Source organism: Stenotrophomonas sp. STEN008 (genome assembly GCF_056760435.1).
Map to the genome: position 1 here is coordinate 26,563 of NZ_JBRRET010000009.1, position 16,383 is coordinate 42,945.

Consider the following 16,383-nt stretch of genomic DNA (forward strand, 5'->3'; position numbering starts at 1 on the left):
GACAGAATAGGCAGGTAGATACCTGCATGTCAACCGCCGTCGGTGGATCGGCTCACGACCTCCCACTGGTCGATGCGGCTGGACATGGCCTGCAGCTTGTCACGCACACGTTGCACGGCATCGCTGCCCAGCAACAGGTGGCTGGGCGGTGCGTCGCTGTTGATGATCTTCAGCATGGCCTGCGCCGCCTTTTCCGGATCGCCCAGCTGATGACCGCTCTTGGCCTCGCGCGTACTGCGGATGGGGTCGAACAAGGCGTCGTAATCTCCAATGCTGCGCGGTGCGCGCACCATCGAACGGCCGGCCCAGTCGGTGCGGAACGATCCCGGCGCGACGGCCGTGACGTGGATGCCGAACGCGGCCACTTCCTGGCCCAGCACCTCGCTGATGCCCTCCAGTGCGAACTTGCTGCCGCAGTACCAGGCGATGCCGGGCAGGGTGATGAAGCCGCCCATCGAGGTGATGTTGAGGATGTGGCCACGGCGGCGCGCGCGCATGCGCGGCAGTACGGCCTTGATGAGCGCGGCGGGGCCGAACACGTTGACCTCGAACTGGTGGCGCAGTTCGTCCAGCGTGGATTCCTCGAGGATGCCTTCGTGGCCATAGCCGGCGTTGTTGACCAGCACGTCGATGGCGCCGATGCCGCTTTCGATGGCATCGACCAGCGTGTTGATGGAGGCGTGGTCGGTGACGTCCAGCAGGCGGCCGAACGCGCGGCCGGGAGCGAGGGATTCAAACGCCTGGCGGGCCGGTTCGTTGCGCACGGTACCGACCACGCGGTGGCCGGCCTGCAGGGCCTGTTCGGCGAGGGCGCGGCCGAAGCCGCTGCTGACGCCGGTGATGAGCAGCAGACGGGAGGGGGACATGGTGATGGCCTCATGGAAAGCGGGCTTGCACAGTAGTGCTTGTGGGGGATGCCCTACAGGCCTAAGCTTCGGCCGATCTTGCCTATTCCTCTGAGGTGTGCGGTGCGGTCTGGCGATGATCCGGTGCAGCAGGATGCGCAGGCGCGCATGGTGGGGCTGCTGCACGCGTTGGCGCCGGAGGAGGGCTACACGCTCACCGCCGTGCCGGGCGTACGCCTGCTGCGCTCGAACCGGCCGCTGGCGCGCACGCCGGTGCTGTACGACCCGGGCATCGTGATCGTCTGCCAGGGCGTCAAGCGCGGCTACCTGGGCGGGCAGGTCTACCAGTACGACGCGCAGCACTACCTGGCGGTGTCGGTGCCGGTGCCGTTCACCATGGAAACCGACGCGTCGGCGGAGGCGCCGTTGCTGGCGATCTACCTGCACCTGGACCTGCAGCTGGCGGCGGAGCTGCTGCTTGCGCTGGATGCGCATGAGGCGCCGGGGCAGACACACGCGCGCAGCATGATGGCCAGCCCGATGGACCCGCCGATGCAGGCCACGGTGATACGGCTGCTGCATGCGCTGGGCGACACACGGGAAGCGGCAGTGTTGGGCCCGGCGCTGGTGCGCGAGGTGTACTTCCGCGTGCTGACCGGCGCGCAGGGCGCTGCGATGCGCGAGGCGCTGGCCATGCGCGGCCGTTTCGGCAGCATCGGCCGGGCGTTGCGGCAGATCCATGCGGCCTATGCCACGGCGCTGGACGTGGCACACCTGGCGGCGGAGGCGGGGATGAGCGTGGCGACCTTCCACGATCACTTCCGTGACGTCACCGGCACTTCGCCCATGCAGTACGTGAAGTCCACGCGCCTGCACCAGGCGCGGTTGCTGATGCTGCGCCAGGGGATGACCGCCGAAGCGGCGTCGCTGGCGGTGGGGTATGCCAGCCCGTCGCAGTTCAACCGGGAGTTCAAGCGTCTGTTCGGCCTGCCGCCGGCGGCGGAAGTGGCGCGGATGCGGCGCAGCTTCGCGGTGCCGCCCGCGCCAGCCGGTGCGCTGTATGTGTCTTCCCACTGAACGGCGCGGGTCGGCCCGTTGACAGGCCTATCTACCTACTAGTAGGTTTGCGCCATGAAAGAGTCGCTGTCCCCGAAGGCGCTGGAGATTCTGGCGCAGGCCCGTTCCCTGCTGGAAGCCGGTGGTTACAACGGTTTCAGCTACGCGGACGTGTCCGCGCGGGTGAACATCAGCAAGGCCAGCATCCATCACCACTTCCCCAGCAAGGCCGATCTGGTGCGCACGGTGGTGGTGCTGTACCGGGCCGAGGCGCGCGAGGGACTGGCACTGCTGGACCGGCAGCTGGGTGATCCGCTGCTGGAGCTCAACGCCTATGTCGATTACTGGTCCAGCTGCATTGCCGGCGGAACGGCGTCGTTCTGCATCTGCGCGATGCTGGCCGCGGAAGCACCGATGATCCCGGTGGAGATTGCCGAGGAGGTGCGCGGCCACTTCGAGGACCTGACCGAGTGGTTGACCCGTACCCTGCTGAAGGGCGCTGCGCAGGGGCAGCTGCGCCTGCAGGGCCCGGCGGACGACGAAGCCAAGGCGTTCATGGCGTCCGTGCACGGTGCGATGCTGGCGGCGCGGGGGTTTGGCGATGCGGCCACCTTCGCGGCCCTGGCGCGGCTGGCGATCGCGCGGGTGAGCGCCGCCTGAGAACTGTATGCGGAAGGCCTGCGGCAACGCGGGTCTTCTTTTTGCCCACCAAGCCTACCTACTAGTAGGTTTATTGAAGCCCAATGGAGTACTCCCATGCCACACCCGCTGTCCGCCCTCGGCGTCATCCACACTGCCGTCAGCCTGCTTCCCATCGTGGCCGGTCTCTATGGCTTGGTCCGCCACCGCGCCATCGATCCGGCCACGCGTGCCGGCAAGCTCTACCTGCTGGGCCTGGTGTTGTCGGTGGCAACCTCGTTCACCGTGTCCAGCACGGGCGGACTCAATCCCGGCCACGCCTTTGGCGTGATCGTGCTGCTGGTTGCTTTCGGCGGGGTGCTAGCCGCGCGCCTGCGCTTCCTGGGGCGGGCGGCGCGGTATCTGTCCACCTTCGCGTTGTCGTTCAGCTTCCTGCTCTCGCTGGTGCCGGGTGTGAATGAAACGCTGACCCGCATCCCGGTGGCACATCCGATTGCGGCCGCGCCGATGGCTCCGGTCGTGCTGCAGACCTTGCTGGGGTGTTTCGTGGTGTTCGTGCTCGGTTTCATCGCACAGTGCTGGCGGATGCGTGGCCGCCGCTGAGAACGGGCGCCGCGGCGACGCTGCTCAGTCTGCCAGCGGCGGCGGCGCGTCTTCGCCATAGGTGGCGTAGGCGCTGCCGCAGGTGGCCACCGCAGCGGCCGCCGCGGGCAGGCCGGTGGCGCGGATGCCACGCCGTGTATCGCGGTCGAACATTTCCGCGTAGCGTTCGGCGGCCAGCGCGTCATCAGGCAGCACATACAGCAGCACGCGCTGCAGGGTTGACTGGCCATCGAGGGGCTGCGGCGTGCGGAACGCCGGTACCTGCACGCGGGCGCTGTGCCAGCGCATCGGCTCGCTGCTGGTCTGCCAGCGGACCTGCAAGGGCTGATCGAGCGGAAGCAGCGCGGCGCCGTCCGGGTAGCCGTAGGCGGTGCAGTCCGCGGGTGGCGTCGGGATGTTGGCGATGGCGCCGTCACCGATGTCCAGCGTGAGGCCATTGACCTCCATCCGCACGATGGGCGCACCGCCGTAGTTGTGGACCTTGAACAGCGCCAGGCCTTCGAAGCGGCTGCGCTCCAGATCATCTGCGGTAGTGCCGCTGAGGCGTGCGAGCGCGGGCGCGACCTCCACATGATCGCGGTAGTGGTAATAGAGATGCACCAGTTCCGGCGTGCCCGGGCGTCTCCATGCCGCGTTGAAGGGCGCAAGGTCCGGATAGGGGCGGCGCAGCAGGGGCACGTCGGTGACGGCACGATCTCCAGAGGGCGTGGCGTAGCGGTAGTGGTCCACCGAGCGCTTCAAGCGCCCGTCTTCATACGGGAATGCCCTGTCTGCATCGGACTGCGCGTTGGGGTAGCGGTGGAAGGCGATGAAACGTTCGGGCGTGTCGCCCTGCATGGGCAGGTCCGGGCCAGCGCCGGAGCCGGTGGATGCATACGGCGAGGTGTCCAGCCACAGCGGTTGCCCGCTGAGATTGACGTGCAGTTCCGCGATGGCGGCACGCGAGCCGCCGGCGAAGCTGTCCCAGGTGTTCTGCAGGGAGTGCCACAGCGGAACGATGAGCATGGCTGCGGCGGTGGGCACGAACATCACAGCGTGCACGCGGCCGGGCACCTGGCCACGGTCCCGTACCATGTAGCGCAGCCACGCCAGCGCAAGCACCAGCAGCAACGGTACGCCCACCCAGATCGCCAGGGTGGCCAGCGCCACAACGCCCCAACCCAGATTGGGGGTGGCCACGGCGATGAGCGAAAGGGTGGCGATGAACGCCGCCAGCACCAGCGACACGCCTATCCCGAAGCGGTAGTTCCTGTAAGGGCGGTCAGTCATCACCGTTCCATCGGCCTGCGGGACATGGCGATATCTTGCCGGTCCGATGGCGGCGTGGAAAGGCGGACGTTGCCGCAGGCCTACCCTCAGCAGCCGACCAGTCGATCGGCTTCGATGCCCTGCCGATGCAGGCTGCGGTACTCGGTGGGGCTGGCATCGACCAGCCCGCGGAAATGGCGGCGGAACGATTCCTGTGAGCCGAAACCGGCCTGCTCGGCGACCCAGTGCAGGGGGCGGTCGGTGGTTTCCAGCAGTTCGCGGGCGAAAGCCACCCGTTCGCGGATCAGCCAGTCGATGGGTGACAGGCCGGTGGCGTCGAGGAACTGCCGTTGCAGGGTGCGTTGGCTCAACGCAGCCTGTTCGGCCAGGCTGCCCAGCGAGTGCGGTTCGCGCAGATTGCGCCGCATCCATTCCATCAGCTTGGCCAGGCGCGTCGGCTCGCCGCTGGGAATGGCGCGGCTGACGCGCTGGCTGCGCCCGGCATCACGCCAGGGCGCCAGCACCAGGCGCTCGGCAACGAGGTTGGCCACGCGCGCGCCGTAATCCTTGCGCACCATGTGCAGCATCATGTCCATGCCGGTGGCCGAACCGGCCGAGGTGATGATGCTGCCGGCGTCGACGTAGAGCACGTCGTCGCGCACGCCGATGCGGGGGAACTGCTGCGCAAGCGTTTCGGTGAGCCGCCAGTGGGTGGTGGCCTGGCGGCCATCGAGCAGGCCGGCCCAGGCCAGCACGAAGGCGCCGGAGCAGATCGAGGCGATGCGGGCGCCGCGCGCGTGGGCGCGGACGAGCGCATCAAGCAACGCCTGCGGCGGGCGTTCACTGGGTTCGCGCCAACCGGGAATGACGATGATGTCCGCATCGTCCACCGCGTTGAGATCATGCGGCAACTGCACCTGCGTATTGCCGAGCATGCGCAGTGCACCGGGTTCGCCCGCGCACAGCTGCGTGCGGTACCACGCCACGCCCAGTTCCGGACGCACCGGTGCGAACAGGCCCACCGCACAACCGAACTCGAACAGGCCCTGGCCGTGGCAGGCCACGATGGCGACGGTCGGCGCGGTGGGATCGGCAGCGTGGATGGGCATGGCCTGATGCTACCGGTGATGGTGCATGCCGCCGCGTGGCATGCGGTCATGAGGTGATGCCTGCGGGATATATGGCGGCTGGGGTCGGATCCGTTTCCTTCGAAAGGGATCCGACCCCATGCAAGTGCGCTGCCTAACGTCATTACCAGCGGTCATGTGGGTGGCCGGATGTTACGGCTGGGTGACGCGATCACGCCTGTCGTGGCGAGTGAACAGGCCCTTGAATGGAACCGTGTTTCCGGCCCACCCCACGAGCCCCCATGCCTGCCGCCTACGCCCCTGTCCTGAGTCCTCTTGCTGTGTTGATCGCCGCCGCCCTGGTAGCGGCCCCCGTGCATGCGGCAGACGCCGATGCGCAGCCGGCAACCACAGCGGCTGCCGCCAACGTTGCTGCATCCACCCTGGACGCAGTGGTGGTGACCGGCTCGCGCACCAGCACGCGCACGGTCAAGAACAGCTCCACGCCCATCGACGTGATCTCCGCCGAGGATCTTGCTGCGACCGGGCAGGCCAACCTGCTCGAAGCGCTGCAGCGCAGCCTGCCGTCGCTGAGCCAGATCGGTGGCTACCAGAGCGACCAGGAGAGCCTGATCCGCGGCTATCAGCTGCGCAATCTTTCACCGGGCTACACGCTGGTGCTGGTCAACGGCAAGCGCCGCAACGCCAGTGCCTATGTGAGCGGTGCCAACGGCGGCGGCTTTCCTGGCCACGCCTGGGCGGATCTGGCGCTGATTCCGGTGTCGGCCATCGACCACGTGGAAGTGCTGCGCGATGGTGCCTCCGCCATCTACGGCTCGGACGCGATCACCGGTGTGGTCAACGTCATCCTGAAATCGCAGGCACAGGGCGGCGAGGTGTCGGTGGAGAGCGGGCAGAGTATCGATGGCGATGGCACCCGTACCAGCGTGCGCGCCAACGTCGGCCTGCCCTGGGGTGAGGACGGCTTCGTCAACCTCTCGGGCGAGACCACGCGCCAGCACCACGCGATCCGGACGCGACGCTACATCGATGGCTATCTGAGCTATCCGGCGATCGATGCCAATGGCAACCGGATCGCGCTGCGGCCGAACAACCGCCTGCCGGCCGGTGCGACGCCGGACCCTGCCGAGGCCACGCGCGATGCCGAAGCCAACACCATCCTCAGCTCACCGTCGTATGCGCTGAAGGCGTTTGCGGTGAACGTGGGCCATGGCCTGGGTGAGAGCGCGCAGTTCTACGCCAACGCCACTGCCAGTGACCGCACCGCGCAGGCGATCCAGAACTTCCGCCTGCCGGCCACGATCTTCACCACGTACCGGACGCCGGGGGTGCTGAGCGTGTTTCCCGACGGCTTCCTGCCGGTGCTGGAGACCAAGGAGAAGCAGTACACCGGCACCGCCGGCGTGAAGGGGCAGGTGGCCGGCTGGGACTACGACGCCAGCCTGACCGGCAACCGCAGCACGGTGCGCACCTATACCCGCAACTCGGTGAACTACTCGCTGCCGTACCCGGGCTCGCCCACCGACTTCTATGACGGCAAGCTGGATTACCAGCAGGGCATTGCCAACCTGGACCTGCGTCGGGGCTTTGACGTAGCGGCCTTTGCCTCACCCCTGGAAGTGAGTGCCGGTGCCGAGTACCAGCACGAGCGCTACGAGCGCGGGGCAGGGCAGTGGGAGTCGTACACCGGATTCGGTGCCGCTGCGTTTGTCGGCTACTCCACCGCCGACGCGGTGAAAGCCACGCGCAACAGCAAGGCGGTGTACGTGGGGGCGGCGACCAACGTCACCTCGCGCTGGTACCTGGATGCGGCCGCGCGCTGGGAAGACCATTCGGACTTCGGCAGCGTCTCGACCGGACGCTTGACCAGCCGCTTCGACATCACCGACGCACTGGGCGTGCGTGCGACGGTCAGCAACGGCTTCCACGCGCCAAGCCTGGGCGCGCAGTTCTACCAGGCCACGGGCAGCTGCCCGTGCGGTACGACGCTGGTGGCGCAGGTGTCCTCGCCCGCTGCGGTGGCACTGGGTGCCACCCCGCTGAAACCGGAGAAGGCCACCAACTACAGCATCGGCGTGACCTGGGACCCGAGCCCGGCCTTCCACCTGGCCGTGGATGCCTACCAGATCGACATCCGCGGCCAGCTCGGCCAGTCCAGCCAGATCGGCTACAACGCGCAGGATCCGGCGCGCATCACCGACAACAGCGGCACCGTATTGACCTCCGCGCAGAAGAACACGATCGATGCGCTGCTGGGTTCGGCCGGCATCAGCATCCTGCCGGGCGACGCGTTCTATGCCAGCTACTTCACCAACGTGGGCGACACCCGCACGCGCGGCGTGGAGCTGACGCTGGAGGCGAACCAGGACACATCGTGGGGCAAGCTGCGCTGGAGCTATGCCGCCAACGTCGGACGCACCACGATCCGCAGCGTCAGCGCCATTCCTGCGGCGCTGCAGGGGCTGCCCAACATCAACCTGCTGACGAAGTCCGGCGAGTACGCATTGCGCTTCCGTACGCCCAGCTACACCCAGGTGGCCGGACTGGGTTGGCAGAACGGACGCTGGCGCTCGAATGTGGACGTTACCTACTACGGGTCGATCAAGCGCCTCAACAACGGCGTGGAATACAGGCAGCCACCGGTGCTGGTGACCAACCTGTCCGGCGGTGTGGAGCTGGGCGCGGGCTGGAGTGCGGCGCTGGGCATCAACAACGTGTTCGACAAGCGCACCCGCAAGGTGCCGGAGTACGCGCGCAGCGCCACCGACGTGGCCAGCATCGAGACCACCTGGGACAGCGGTGACGTGCTCAGCAGGATCGGCGCGTTCTGGTACGGGCGGGTCAATTACCGGTTCTGAGGTTCAGGCATGGCGTCGCCGGCCAGCGTCCGGCGTTACCGAGGAGAGTGGCATGTCATCTGGGTTGAAGATTGTTGCGTTGATCGGTTCGCCAACGGCATCGGTGAATTCGCGCACGCTGTTGCTGGTACGGCACCTGCTGGAGGCGCTGCAGCAGCGCCTGCATGCCAGCGTGACACTGGTGGAGCTGGCGCCGATAGCGCGCGCGCTGGGGCAGACGCTGTCGCGCAGCGAGGCCGAGCCCGCGGTGGAGCAGGCGCTGGCCACCCTCGAGGACGCCGAGCTGCTGGTGGTGGCCGCACCGGTCCATCGTGGCTCGTACCCGGGGTTGTTCAAGCACCTGGTGGACTTCATCGACCTCGAGGCGCTGGTGGATACCCCTGTGCTGCTGGCGGCCACCGGGGGCAGCGAGCGGCATGCGCTGGTGATCGACCATCAGCTGCGACCGTTGTTCAGCTTCCTGCAGGCGCATACGTTGCCCATCGGCGTGTACGCCACACCAGCCGATTTCGATGGCGAGCAGATCAACAGCGCGGCGTTGCAGGCGCGCATCCAGTTGGCTGCCGAGCGCGCTGCCGGGCATCTGCTGCCGCATGCCGCCAGCGGGCCGGCGCCCCTGCGCCGCATCGCCTGAGCTGCCCATAACGGCCAGCAGTCTGCTTATTGCCAACCTGCATCTGCGTGGCCGGATCCGACCGGCGATTGTCGCCAGCAGGTACGGGCGCGGCGCACAGCTTCTCTAGCATCGATAGCGAAACGGCACTTCATTGCCGGCCCAGACGAGGACGAACCCGTGGCTGCAGCTGCCTCCCCCAAACCCATCCTGTTCCTGCTTGATCGCGAGTTCGTCGACGGCCAGTTGCCGGGCCAGCGCTTCTTCTGCCGGCACAGCCTGCTGCTGGAAGGCGCGCTGTCCAGCATCGACGGCCTGGATGCACAGCTGGACGTGCGCCGCATCGGCTTCGCGCGGCCACGCCGCGAGGTGATCGCGGCGGTGGGCGAGCAGGACCAGTCGCTGCCGAAGCTGGTGCTGCCGCAGGGCGTGCGCAGCGAACACGCCAACGGTGCCTACCAGGACCGGCAGTACGTGACCGGTGCCGAGCCGATCCTGGCCGCACTCAATGGCCTGCTTGGCATTCCTGTGGCCCACCCCTGAGCGAGGACGCGGACATGAGCTACCTCATCAGCGTGCTGGACAAGAGCCCGGTGGCCGAAGGCGCAGGCGCCGAGCAGGCGCTGCGCAACAGCCTGCAGCTGGCCCAGCGTGCCGAACAGCTGGGCTACCACCGCTACTGGTTTGCCGAGCATCACGCCGCACCGACCCTGGCCAGTCCGGCGCCGGAGGTGCTGGCGGCATGGGTGCTGGCACAGACCCGGCGCATCCGCATCGGCAGCGGTGGCGTGATGCTGCGCCACTATGCGCCGTACAAGGTGGCCGAGAACTTCAACCTGCTGGCGGCGCTGGCGCCCGGACGCGTCGACCTGGGGGTGGGCAAGGCACCCGGTGGCCTGCCGGCGTCCACCGCAGCGCTGGCCGCGGGGCGGCCGGCCTTCGCCGATTTCGATCAGCAGCTGCGCGATCTGGAAGGATTCCTGTCCGGCTCGCTGGCCGAAGATCATGCGCATGCCAATGCGCAGGCGCGGCCGGTGCCGCAGGTGGCGGCCGAGCGTTTCCTGCTGGGCGCCAGCCCGCAGAGCGCACGGCAGGCGGCGGAGCTGGGCTGGCGCTTCGTCTATGCCGCCCATTTCGACGGCGACCCGAAGCACATCGAAGCGGCGTTCGAGGCCTATCGCGCCGTATCCACGCAGCCGCCGTTGCTGGCCACCGTCGCTTTCGCGGCGCCCACCAGCGAAGCGGCGGCGCGCCATGTCGGCGCATTGCGTGTCTACAAGCTGCACCTCGGCCCGGGGCAGACGGTGAACCTGCCCAGCCCGGACGCCGCGGCCGAGTATGCCCGCCAGGTCGGCGTGACCGACTTCCGTATCGAAGAGACGCGGCCCAGCGTGCTGTCGGGCGACGCGCAGCAGGTGCGCGGGGAACTGGACGCACTGCACCGCCGCTTCGGCGTGGGCGAATTCATCCTCGATGCGCCGGTGGCCGACCTCGACGCACGCCTGGCATCCCTTGAACTGCTGTCGCCCGCGCCACGCGCGGCGGTGGCCTGACCTGCAGGAGCGATACCCATGAGCAAGACACCGCGCACCATCCCGTTCGGCATCATGCTGCAGGGACCGGGCAGCCACATGCATGCGTGGAAGCATCCGTCCAACCCGGCCGATGCCAGCGTGAACCTGGACTTCTACATCGACATCGCGCGCACGGCCGAAGACAACGGCATCGCCTTCGGCTTCGTTGCCGATGGGCTGTACATCAACGAGAAATCGATCCCGCACTTCCTCAACCGCTTCGAGCCGATCTCGCTGTTGTCCGCGCTGGCCACGGCGACGAAGAAGATCGGCCTGGCCGGCACGCTGTCCACCTCCTACAGCGATCCGTTCACCGTGGCCCGGCAGTTCGCCTCGCTGGACCTGATCAGCGGTGGGCGCGCCGGCTGGAACGTGGTGACCTCGCCGCTGGAAGGATCGGGCCGCAATTACGGCCGCCCGCATCCGGAACATGCGCTGCGCTACCAGATCGCCGACGAATACCTGGAGGTGGTGCAGGGCCTGTGGGATTCATGGGACGACGATGCCTTCATCCGCGACCGCGAACAGGGCACCTTCTTCGCCACCGACAAGTTCCGCCGCCTCGACCACAAGGGCCGCTTCTTCCAGGTCGAAGGCCCACTGAACATCCAGCGCTCGGCGCAGGGGCAGCCGGTGATCTTCCAGGCGGGCTCGTCCGACGACGGCATCGCGCTGGCCGGCAAGTATGCCGATGCGGTATTCGCCCACTCGCCCTCGCTGGAGGAAACCCGTGCCTTCACCCAGAAGGTGAAGAACTCGGCCATCGCCCACGGGCGCAGCGGCAATGACGTTAAGATCTTTCCGGGCATCGGGCCGATTGTCGGCCACACCGCCGAGGAGGCCGAAGCCAAGTACCAGGCGATTGCCGCACTCGCGGGCCTGGACGATGCGCTGGCCTACCTCGGGCGCTTCTTCGACCATCACGATTTCACCCAGTACGATCCCGACGCGCCGTTCCCCGACCTGGGCGAGATCGGCAGCAATTCGTTCCGCTCCACCACCGATCGGATCAAGCAGGATGCCCGCGAGCAGGGCTTGAGCCTGCGCCAGGTCGCGTTGCAGGCGGTGAGCCCGCGGCCCAACTTCATCGGTACACCCGAGCACGTGGCCGACGAGTTGATCCGCTGGTTCGAGGCGGGCGCCAGCGATGGCTTCATTCTCGGGTTCGCGGCGCAGCGCGAGGGGCTGGACGATTTCGTGACCCTGGTACTGCCGATCCTGCAGGCGCGCGGGTATCACCAGCGCGAGCTGGAAGGGAAGACGCTGCGCGACCACCTGGGCCTGCCCTACAAGGCCAGCCGTCATTCGACGGCCGCCGAACCGGCGCGGAAGGTGGGGTGAGGCGATGAACGTACTGCGCCGGGCATCGTTGACTGTGGCGCCCACCGGGCCGACGGGCGTGCTGCCTGAAATAGCCGCACGCGCCGATGAGGCCATCGCCATCCGCCACGACCTGCATCGACACCCGGAGCTCGCCTTCGAGGAGCATCGCACCAGCGCACGCGTAGCCGAACTCCTGCAGCAGTGGGGCTATACGGTGACCACGGGCGTCGGTGGAACCGGTGTGGTCGGAACGCTGCAGCGGGGTCAGGGCAGCCGAAGGCTCGGGCTTCGCGCCGACATCGATGCGCTGCCGATCCAAGAGGCGTCCGGGCTGCCCTATGCCAGCCAGAACGAAGGACGGATGCACGCCTGCGGTCATGATGGCCACACTGCGATCCTGCTGTCGGCGGCGCATTACCTGGCCCGGCACGGGCGCATCGATGGCACCCTGCAACTGGTGTTCCAGCCGGCGGAAGAAACCGGCTCCGGTGCGTCAAGGATGCTCGCCGACGGTCTGTTCGAGCGCTTTCCGGTGGATGCGATCTACGGACTGCACAACTGGCCGGGTGTGCCGGTGGGGCACTTCGGCTTCGTCGACGGACCGGCGATGGCATCGGTGGACTGGGCACGGTTGAGGGTGATCGGCAAGGGCGGGCATGGTGCGGAACCACAGGGAAGCGTGGATCCCATCCTCGCCGCCGCGCACATCGTCACCGCACTGCAGAGTGTGGTGTCGCGCAATGTGGACCCGCGGCAGATGGGCGTGGTGACGGTCGGTTCGATCCACGGTGGGCAGGCGGCCAACGTGATTCCCGATGTGGTGGAGCTGACCCTGACCGTACGCGCCTATCTGCCCGACGTTCGCGACACGCTGCGCCGTCGCGTGACCGAGCTTGCCGAGCAGACCGCCGCCGCGTTCGGGGCGCGCGCCGAGATCGAGTTCCCGCGTGGCTTCCCGAGCGTGATCAACCATCCGCAGCAGACCGCCTATATCCGTGAGGTGGCGCTGCAGGGATTCGGCGCAGGGCAGGTGCTGGATGCCTTCGCGCCGCGCACCGCCAGCGAGGACTTCGCCTTCCTGCTGCAGGCCCGGCCCGGAAGCTTCGTGTTCGTCGGCAACGGTGACAGTGCGCCGCTGCACAGCCCGCGCTACGTGTTCAACGATGCGGCCATCGCCCCTGCCGCCAGCCTCTGGGCGCGGCTGGCCGAACACTATCTGGTGGAGGACGCAGCATGAGTACGGCACCATTCGAGGAGCGCTTCCTCTACACATCGGTGGACGATCCACTGGCGCGGCCGCTGTTCGATGGGCTCGAACAGGAGTACGACAGTCGTTACGCCGATGTGCGGCGACGCATCGGTGGCAGTGCGCGCGAGGAGCTGCAACGCTATCCAGCGCAGGCATTCGCTGCGCCGGTGGGAGCGTTCGTGCTGCTGCTGCGTGAGGGCGTGGCCATTTCCGGCGGCGCGTTCATGCCTCACCGCGACCCGGATACGGCCGAGTTCAAGCGCATCTGGACACTGCCTGGCCTGCGCCGCCAGGGCATCGCCCGGCGGGTACTGCAGGAGCTTGAAGACCAGGCCGCACGCCAGGGCTATCGCCGCGTGTACCTGACCACCGGCTTCCGCCAGCCTGAGGCGGTCGGCCTGTACCTGAGCCATGGCTACACCGCACTGTTCGATCTGTCTGCCGACCCGGAATCGATCGCCCATCTGCCGTTCGAGAAGCAGCTGCGGGCACCGGCGCGTCCGCCGGCATCAAGCACTGCCGCCGTGCAGGGAGTCCACGCATGAGTACGCCGTCCACCGCGATCGAGGGTCTGGCCGCGCGTCCGGCACCGGCATTGAAGATCGTGCCGGCGCGGCATCCGCTGCAGGTGTTCGGCACGGTCCTGGCGCTGGCGTTGATCCTGGTCGGACTGCAGTCGGTACTCGGCAATCCACGTTGGGGCTGGGGCACCTTCGCCGAGTGGTTCTTCGCCCGCCCGGTGCTGGAAGGGCTGGGTCGCACGCTGTTGCTGACCGCGCTCGGCACCGGCCTGGGCTTCGCGCTGGGCACGCTGCTGGCGCTGGCACGGGTATCCGGCTCGCCGTTGCTGTCGGCGGTATCGTGGGGCTACGTCTGGTTGTTCCGTTCGATTCCACTGCTGGTGCTGTTGCTGCTGCTGAACAATCTGGGCTATCTGTACAGCACGATCGAACTGGGCATTCCGTTCACCGGCATCAGCCTGTTCTCGTATCCCACCACCCAGCTGATCGGTGTGTTCACGGCTGCGGTGCTGGGCCTGACCCTGAACCAGGCGGCGTTCTCGGCCGAGGTGATCCGCGGTGGCATCCTCTCGGTCGATCACGGCCAGTATGACGCCGCGGCCGCGCTGGGCCTGCCGCGCGGCCGCCAGGTGCGGCGCATCATCCTGCCGCAGGCGATGCGCTCGATCCTGCCGGCCGCCTTCAACGATGTGATCGGCCTGGCCAAGAGCACGTCGGTGGTCTACGTGCTGGCGTTGCCGGAGCTGTTCTACACCGTGCAGGTGATCTACCGCCGCAACCTGGAGGTGGTGCCACTGCTGATGGTGGCCACGGTCTGGTACCTGGTGATCCTGACCGTGCTGTCGCTGCTGCAGCGGCGCGTGGAGCAGCGCTTCGCGCGTGGCCAGCTGCAGCGTGAGCGCAGCGTGTCGCGGGTATCCTCGCCCGCGCCGCGTGCGGCATCGCCGGTTCCGGTGCGGCCGCGCATCGCGAGCGCGGCCGAGGCCGGACAGGGAGCGCCGATATCGCTGCACGGTGTCGGCAAGGCGTTCGACGGGCAGCAGGTACTGGAGGACATCACCCTGGAACTGCGCGGCGGCAGCGTAACGGTGCTGATCGGCCCGTCCGGTGCCGGCAAGTCGACTCTGCTGCGGCTGATCAACCACCTGGAGCGCGCCGACACCGGCTTCGTCAGCGTCGGTGGCCAGCTGATCGGCTATCGCCGTGACGGCGACACCCTGTACGAGCTGCCGGAGCGCGAGATCCGCCGCCGTCGTGCCGAGGTCGGCATGGTGTTCCAGGGCTTCAACCTGTTCCCGCACCTGACCGCGCTGGAGAACATCATCGAGGCGCCGATCGCGGTGCGCGGTGTGCCGCGTACGCAGGCCGAACAGCAGGCGCGCGTGCTGCTGGAGCGCGTCGGTCTGGCGGACAGGGCCGATGCGTTCCCGCGCCAGCTGTCAGGTGGCCAGCAGCAGCGCATCGCCATCGCCCGTGCACTGGCCCTGCAGCCGAAGGTGCTGCTGTTCGATGAGCCGACGTCGGCGCTGGACCCGGAACTGGTGGCCGAAGTGCTCAGCGTGATCGAAGAGCTCGCCCGTTCCGGCACCACGCTGGTGATCGTCACCCACGAACTCGGCTTCGCCCGCCGCGTTGCCGACCACGTGGTGATGATGGACCAGGGCCGGGTGATCGAGCAGGGCACGCCCGAGGCCGTATTCGAACACCCGCGCCAGCAGCGCACCGCCGATTTTCTCGCCAAGACCCTCTGATCCGGATGTGACCCCCATGAGCCCTGCAACGTCTCGTCGCCCCTCGCGCAGCACCCTGCTGGTCATCGCGGTGCTGGTCATCGGCATTGCCGGCATCGTCTATTCACGGGCACGGCAGGCCCCGGAGGCCGTGCCCGCAGCGACCAGCAGCCTGGCCGGTGCCGGCGCGCCAGCGCTGCGGGGGACCGTGGATCCGAAAGCGCAGGCGCTGGTTCCGGCGGACTTCCGCTTCGTGACGCCGGGCACGTTGACGGTCGCGACGCATCCCGGTCAGTTGCCGCTGGCCGACTATGGCGCCGACAGCAAGGAAGTGATCGGCATCGAGCCGGATATCGCACGGCTGGTGGCCGATGCGCTGGGCCTGAAGCTGGTGGTGGTGCCGGTCGCCTGGGCCGACTGGCCGCTGGGACTGGAGTCGGGCAAGTACGACGCAGTGCTGTCCAACGTAACCGTGACCGAAGAGCGCAAAAAGAAGTTCGACTTCTCCAGCTACCGTTATGACCTGCTCGGCATCTATACGCGCACCGACGGGCCCATCCAGAAGATCGAGAAGCCGGCCGATGTCGCTGGCCTGAAGGTGGTGGTCGGTGCCAGCACCAACCAGGACCAGATCCTGCGGCAGTGGGATGCACAGAACATCGCGGCCGGGCTGGAGCCGGTGCAATACCAGTACTTCGATGATTCGGTGGTCGGCCGCCTGGCCGTGATCACCGGCCGGGCCGATGTGTCGTTCGAACCCAACGCCACCGGCGCGTACTCCGCGCGCGATGGCAAGGTGCGGCGCGTTGGCCTGTTTCCGGGCGGTTGGCCGAACGCTGCTGCGATCTCGGTCACCACGCGGAAGGGCAGCGGCCTGGCCGATGCGGTGACCCAGGCGCTCAATACCCAGATCGGCAGCGGCACCTACGCACAGGCACTGGCGCGCTGGAACGTGACCGAGGAAGCCGTGCCGCAGTCGCAGACCAACCCGCCGGGCTTGCCGGATCTCTGACGCCGGGCATGCCCCGGCACCAAG

Annotated in this window: 15 protein-coding genes; 12 read left to right on the forward strand and 3 right to left on the reverse strand. The window is 67.9% G+C overall.

Going from position 1 to position 16,383, the window contains the following annotated elements; all coding sequences use genetic code 11:
• Positions 1 to 29: 29 nt before the first annotated feature.
• A complete protein-coding gene (locus ACVOME_RS06740) occupies positions 30 to 866 on the reverse strand; it encodes an oxidoreductase (protein ID WP_263177982.1) in 837 nt (278 codons plus the stop codon).
• A gap of 102 nt (positions 867 to 968) precedes the next feature.
• Here ACVOME_RS06740 and ACVOME_RS06745 point away from each other — a divergent pair, with 102 nt between their 5' ends.
• The 3 genes from ACVOME_RS06745 (at position 969) to ACVOME_RS06755 (ending at position 3,143) form a co-directional block, all read left to right on the forward strand.
• The gene (locus ACVOME_RS06745; RefSeq protein WP_263177983.1) at positions 969 to 1,922 is read left to right on the forward strand and encodes an AraC family transcriptional regulator; all 954 of its coding nucleotides are present in this window, start codon (positions 969 to 971) and stop codon (positions 1,920 to 1,922) included.
• Positions 1,923 to 1,976: 54 nt separating this feature from the next.
• Positions 1,977 to 2,561: a TetR/AcrR family transcriptional regulator gene (locus ACVOME_RS06750; RefSeq protein WP_193396291.1), complete on the forward strand. Its 585-nt coding sequence runs from the start codon at positions 1,977 to 1,979 to the stop codon at positions 2,559 to 2,561.
• A 96-nt stretch (positions 2,562 to 2,657) separates the two neighbouring features.
• Positions 2,658 to 3,143, forward strand: coding sequence for a hypothetical protein (locus ACVOME_RS06755; RefSeq protein WP_193396292.1), 486 nt, complete (start codon positions 2,658 to 2,660; stop codon positions 3,141 to 3,143).
• Positions 3,144 to 3,167: 24 nt separating this feature from the next.
• Here ACVOME_RS06755 and ACVOME_RS06760 read toward each other — a convergent pair whose 3' ends face one another.
• Both ACVOME_RS06760 and ACVOME_RS06765 read right to left on the reverse strand, forming a co-directional pair.
• Positions 3,168 to 4,412 carry a hypothetical protein gene (locus ACVOME_RS06760; RefSeq protein WP_263177986.1) on the reverse strand — a complete coding sequence of 415 codons (1,245 nt, stop codon included), beginning with the start codon at positions 4,410 to 4,412 and terminating at the stop codon, positions 3,168 to 3,170.
• Positions 4,413 to 4,498: 86 nt separating this feature from the next.
• Positions 4,499 to 5,500, reverse strand: coding sequence for a helix-turn-helix domain-containing protein (locus ACVOME_RS06765; RefSeq protein WP_065175558.1), 1,002 nt, complete (start codon positions 5,498 to 5,500; stop codon positions 4,499 to 4,501).
• Positions 5,501 to 5,760: 260 nt separating this feature from the next.
• Here ACVOME_RS06765 and ACVOME_RS06770 point away from each other — a divergent pair, with 260 nt between their 5' ends.
• The 9 genes from ACVOME_RS06770 to ACVOME_RS06810 all read left to right on the forward strand — a co-directional run bounded on the left by ACVOME_RS06770 (position 5,761) and on the right by ACVOME_RS06810 (position 16,359).
• On the forward strand, positions 5,761 to 8,337 hold the full coding sequence (locus ACVOME_RS06770; protein ID WP_481504871.1) for a TonB-dependent receptor plug domain-containing protein: 2,577 nt from the start codon (positions 5,761 to 5,763) through the stop codon (positions 8,335 to 8,337).
• Positions 8,338 to 8,389: 52 nt separating this feature from the next.
• Positions 8,390 to 8,971, forward strand: coding sequence for an FMN reductase (gene msuE / locus ACVOME_RS06775; RefSeq protein ID WP_053517566.1), 582 nt, complete (start codon positions 8,390 to 8,392; stop codon positions 8,969 to 8,971).
• Between the two features lie 159 nt (positions 8,972 to 9,130).
• On the forward strand, positions 9,131 to 9,493 hold the full coding sequence (locus ACVOME_RS06780) for a DUF3088 family protein (RefSeq protein WP_053517565.1): 363 nt from the start codon (positions 9,131 to 9,133) through the stop codon (positions 9,491 to 9,493).
• Between the two features lie 14 nt (positions 9,494 to 9,507).
• Complete coding sequence (locus tag ACVOME_RS06785; protein ID WP_053517564.1) at positions 9,508 to 10,503, forward strand: LLM class flavin-dependent oxidoreductase; 996 nt, start codon at positions 9,508 to 9,510, stop codon at positions 10,501 to 10,503.
• 18 nt (positions 10,504 to 10,521) lie between these two features.
• On the forward strand, positions 10,522 to 11,865 hold the full coding sequence (locus tag ACVOME_RS06790) for an LLM class flavin-dependent oxidoreductase (RefSeq protein ID WP_481504872.1): 1,344 nt from the start codon (positions 10,522 to 10,524) through the stop codon (positions 11,863 to 11,865).
• A 4-nt stretch (positions 11,866 to 11,869) separates the two neighbouring features.
• On the forward strand, positions 11,870 to 13,084 hold the full coding sequence (locus tag ACVOME_RS06795) for a M20 aminoacylase family protein (protein WP_053517561.1): 1,215 nt from the start codon (positions 11,870 to 11,872) through the stop codon (positions 13,082 to 13,084).
• The gene (locus ACVOME_RS06800) at positions 13,081 to 13,641 is read left to right on the forward strand and encodes a GNAT family N-acetyltransferase (RefSeq protein WP_065181368.1); all 561 of its coding nucleotides are present in this window, start codon (positions 13,081 to 13,083) and stop codon (positions 13,639 to 13,641) included. The genes ACVOME_RS06795 and ACVOME_RS06800 overlap by 4 nt, the downstream gene beginning before the upstream one ends.
• Positions 13,638 to 15,368: an amino acid ABC transporter permease/ATP-binding protein gene (locus ACVOME_RS06805; RefSeq protein ID WP_481504873.1), complete on the forward strand. Its 1,731-nt coding sequence runs from the start codon at positions 13,638 to 13,640 to the stop codon at positions 15,366 to 15,368. The genes ACVOME_RS06800 and ACVOME_RS06805 overlap by 4 nt, the downstream gene beginning before the upstream one ends.
• A 16-nt stretch (positions 15,369 to 15,384) precedes the next feature.
• Positions 15,385 to 16,359 (forward strand): ABC transporter substrate-binding protein, encoded by a 975-nt coding sequence (locus tag ACVOME_RS06810; protein ID WP_065175560.1) that lies wholly within the window; start codon positions 15,385 to 15,387, stop codon positions 16,357 to 16,359.
• Positions 16,360 to 16,383 lie beyond the last annotated feature (24 nt).

Bases quoted from the DNA above. Each gene is read 5' to 3' on its own strand.
- ACVOME_RS06765 (WP_065175558.1), bottom strand. From the start codon at position 5,500: ATGCCCATCCACGCTGCCGATCCCACCGCGCCGACCGTCGCCATCGTG.
- ACVOME_RS06790 (WP_481504872.1), top strand. From the start codon at position 10,522: ATGAGCAAGACACCGCGCACCATCCCGTTCGGCATCATGCTGCAGGGA.
- ACVOME_RS06750 (WP_193396291.1), top strand. From the start codon at position 1,977: ATGAAAGAGTCGCTGTCCCCGAAGGCGCTGGAGATTCTGGCGCAGGCC.
- ACVOME_RS06785 (WP_053517564.1), top strand. From the start codon at position 9,508: ATGAGCTACCTCATCAGCGTGCTGGACAAGAGCCCGGTGGCCGAAGGC.
- ACVOME_RS06800 (WP_065181368.1), top strand. From the start codon at position 13,081: ATGAGTACGGCACCATTCGAGGAGCGCTTCCTCTACACATCGGTGGAC.
- ACVOME_RS06740 (WP_263177982.1), bottom strand. From the start codon at position 866: ATGTCCCCCTCCCGTCTGCTGCTCATCACCGGCGTCAGCAGCGGCTTC.
- msuE (WP_053517566.1), top strand. From the start codon at position 8,390: ATGTCATCTGGGTTGAAGATTGTTGCGTTGATCGGTTCGCCAACGGCA.
- ACVOME_RS06755 (WP_193396292.1), top strand. From the start codon at position 2,658: ATGCCACACCCGCTGTCCGCCCTCGGCGTCATCCACACTGCCGTCAGC.
- ACVOME_RS06760 (WP_263177986.1), bottom strand. From the start codon at position 4,412: ATGACTGACCGCCCTTACAGGAACTACCGCTTCGGGATAGGCGTGTCG.
- ACVOME_RS06810 (WP_065175560.1), top strand. From the start codon at position 15,385: ATGAGCCCTGCAACGTCTCGTCGCCCCTCGCGCAGCACCCTGCTGGTC.
- ACVOME_RS06795 (WP_053517561.1), top strand. From the start codon at position 11,870: ATGAACGTACTGCGCCGGGCATCGTTGACTGTGGCGCCCACCGGGCCG.
- ACVOME_RS06770 (WP_481504871.1), top strand. From the start codon at position 5,761: ATGCCTGCCGCCTACGCCCCTGTCCTGAGTCCTCTTGCTGTGTTGATC.
- ACVOME_RS06805 (WP_481504873.1), top strand. From the start codon at position 13,638: ATGAGTACGCCGTCCACCGCGATCGAGGGTCTGGCCGCGCGTCCGGCA.